Source organism: SAR324 cluster bacterium, assembly GCA_029245725.1.
Lineage (GTDB): Bacteria > SAR324 > SAR324 > SAR324 > NAC60-12 > JCVI-SCAAA005.
The window spans coordinates 1-2,018 of the sequence record JAQWOT010000279.1 but is presented as its reverse complement, the minus strand read 5'-3'; the positions used below and the strand labels follow the sequence as shown (position 1 = coordinate 2,018).

General features: G+C 48.4%; 3 protein-coding genes. 2 read left to right on the top strand and 1 reads right to left on the bottom strand.

Annotated features, from left to right (window positions below):
- Positions 1 to 513: C4-dicarboxylate ABC transporter substrate-binding protein (locus P8O70_15295; GenBank protein MDG2198212.1), on the bottom strand; the 513-nt coding region annotated here is incomplete at its 3' end.
- 364 nt (positions 514 to 877) lie between these two features.
- Here P8O70_15295 and P8O70_15290 point away from each other — a divergent pair.
- Together P8O70_15290 and P8O70_15285 are read left to right on the top strand one after the other, a co-directional pair.
- On the top strand, positions 878 to 1,732 hold the full coding sequence (locus tag P8O70_15290; GenBank protein ID MDG2198211.1) for a phytanoyl-CoA dioxygenase family protein: 855 nt from the start codon (positions 878 to 880) through the stop codon (positions 1,730 to 1,732).
- The coding region (locus P8O70_15285) for a hypothetical protein (protein ID MDG2198210.1) at positions 1,729 to 2,018 on the top strand (290 nt) is incomplete at its 3' end. The genes P8O70_15290 and P8O70_15285, both read left to right, overlap by 4 nt.

Sequence of the window (2,018 nt, the reverse complement as noted above, 5' to 3'; positions counted from 1 at the left end):
TGCTCGTTTGCCAAGCAGATCTTCTGGCTTGTGAATACCATAGCCGTTTGACTGGAAAGCATGGCCTTGTGTAGCATGGAGAAACATTACCTCCATTCCTTGGTAATCTTCCTTCAAATCAGTCTCAAACATTTCTCGCATGGCCAAGTTGGTAGCTACCGGATCATTAGTGTGGACGAAGGGCAATTCAAAAACCTCTGTTCTCAGAAACTCCTTTCCACTATAGCCGTTAACTGTCCAAATCAGGTCAACCTGCCCACTCCTGACTTGCGCGGTTAGATCCTTAGGCTTACCGCCCAGGCTCATTCCAGGGGCAATCACAATCTTTACCCTGCCATTTGTACGTTCTTCGACTTCCCTAGCCCAAGGAACCAGCACCTCAGTATGAGAAGGTTCGCTTGGGGCATAAAAATGATGTAGGGTAAGGTCATACTCTGCAGCCTCAATGGGATTAGTGATGATCAGCATAAGTGCTGACAAACAGAGAATGAGTAACTTTCGCAGATTTTTCATATCGTTCAAAACTCGCTACAGGTTTGGCAAATTCACGCAACCCTAAATTCGATGGGGAAAATTAGGGTCTAATAGTACCAGAATAGAAAAACGAAACTACACACACACTTTAAATCTTTCAAAGAAATTTGTTTTTGAATTCTATTTGTAACTATTTTTATCTCCCCACTGTAAGAAATCAGATAATTTTAACCAAAAACAGATGCACATACCAGCTTAGCTAGGAATTCCTTGTTCATCCACTGAAACCATGTGAGAAAGCGAGCGAAATCTGAACAGCTTCCTTTGAGTTGATTCAAGGATTCAACATTTTGGTTTCCGATTATCATCAGCAACAGTGCTGTCCATTAACATAGGAACTTCGATGGCTCTCTCAATCGAACAGAAAGAACAGTTTCTTCAGGAAGGGTTCCTAAAAATTTCTTCGGGATTATCTGTGGAATTGATGCAGTCGTGGGCGGCGGCTGCGCTGGAGCGAGTCGGTTATGGAACAACCCAGCAGTGTGCAGAGCCGATCATTTGGATGAATCATCACCACCAGGCTCCCATCTCAGAGATCGCACCGGCAGCCTGGGAAGCCCTCTGCGAGATCGTTGGAGGCGAAGAGCGGATTGAAACCAAGATCCTAGGAATCGAATCGCGGCATTTCACTCAGATTAACAGTTGGGTCTGGTCAGATGCCTTCATCATCAATTTCAGCCTCGGTGCGGAAAAGCCCTGGCGGACTCCCCAGGCCGAGGGCTTCAACTGGCACAAAGACGGGAGCTACTTCCGGCATTTCGCTGATAGTCGTGAGCAGGCTCTGCTGCTGGTGCTCTTCTGGAGTGATGTGGAAACAAAGGGAGGTGGAACTTTCATTGCGGCAGATTCTCCGGCTCATGTAGCCCAGAAGTTATTGAAGCATCCAGAGGGCATCGAACCAGGAACTTTTGACTTCCCTTCGATCATTCAGAAATGCCAGGATTTCAGGGAGTTGGTTGGCAAGGCTGGTGACCTCTACCTCATTCATCCCTACATGCTGCACGCTTCTTCAGCGAATCATTCCAGTCGACCACGAGTGATGAGCAATCCTCCCGTGGTGCTCAAGGAACCGCTACGGCTGGATCACAAGCAAGCCAATCTCTCTCTGCTGGAAGAAACCACTCTGCGCTTCCTTGGAACGGACTTCATCCCTCCTCCCACATCCGCTCGAGCGGCCTATTGGTGGGAAGTAGCTTGAGTCGATTACCTGCCCCGTGGCACGCCTATCCCACCCGCTTCTGGTTACTCTTTGCTGGAGTGTTTTTCAGTGTCTCCAGCAGTAGCTTCATCTGGCCTTTCACAACTATCTCCATTGCGGAGCAAACCCAGTCCAGCCTGGCTCTGACCACCTTGCTGTTCAGTGTAGAAGCCTGTGCCAGCCTGCTTTTGGTGGGACAAACCAGCAAAATGATGGATCTGTACGGTCACAAGGTCATGATGATTACTGGGCTCGTGCTGCAAGCTGGCCATCTGCTGTTGATGAC

Excerpts from the sequence above, each read along its gene's own strand:
- P8O70_15290 (MDG2198211.1), top strand. The coding sequence starts at position 878 with ATGGCTCTCTCAATCGAACAGAAAGAACAGTTTCTTCAGGAAGGGTTC.